Genomic DNA, 633 nt, shown 5'->3' with positions numbered 1-633 from the left:
AATAATCCGAATAGTGTTGAAATAGATTCAGCAAAAATCATAAACATGATTGGACAAGTCGTTATGACATTTGATACTGTTGAAACAAGTACGTCTATTGAATTAAAAACTAAAAATTTAAGCGTTGGCGCTTACATTATAAAATTAGAAACTGAAATTGGCGAAGTCTCGAAAAAAGTGTTAGTTAAATAAATAATAGATGCCCCAAATCTATCATAAGGTTAACTAAACTTTGTAAAGCCCAAAACATGATGTTTTGGGCTTTTTTATTTAAAATCTAGATGCATTTTACGCAAATAAGACAAGTAATGTATAAGAACATTAACAAACTTCAGTAGCCATAATTAAAATAAAAAATATAATCTTCTGCTTTTGATAAAAAAGTAAGAAAAAACTTCTTAAAAATGCATTTCATCGTATTTTTTATACGTTTTATAGGTTGTATATGTAAAAAATAGTTATATTGCACACCTTAACCCTAATTAACTAATTATTCATTTGAATCCCAATCTAATGAAAAATACCTACTTACTATTAGCATTAATATGCTCAGTCATCATTAATGTTAATGCTCAAAACGCCGAAAAGTTAAAAGCCGAAAAGTACATTTCTACTCAAGGTGAATTAACCTTT

At 27.2% G+C, this 633-nt stretch carries 1 protein-coding gene; it reads left to right on the top strand.

Annotated features, from left to right (window positions below; translation table 11 throughout):
• A partial coding sequence (locus tag ACFS5M_RS10460; protein ID WP_379898790.1) for a T9SS type A sorting domain-containing protein occupies positions 1–192 on the top strand: 192 nt, incomplete at its 5' end.
• Positions 193–633: the final 441 nt, after the last annotated feature.

The sequence above is a fragment of the Lacinutrix iliipiscaria genome (genome assembly GCF_042686125.1).
Lineage (GTDB): Bacteria > Bacteroidota > Bacteroidia > Flavobacteriales > Flavobacteriaceae > Oceanihabitans > Oceanihabitans iliipiscarium.
Note: the sequence above shows the minus strand (reverse complement) of the source record. Positions and strands in the feature narration are given on the sequence as shown.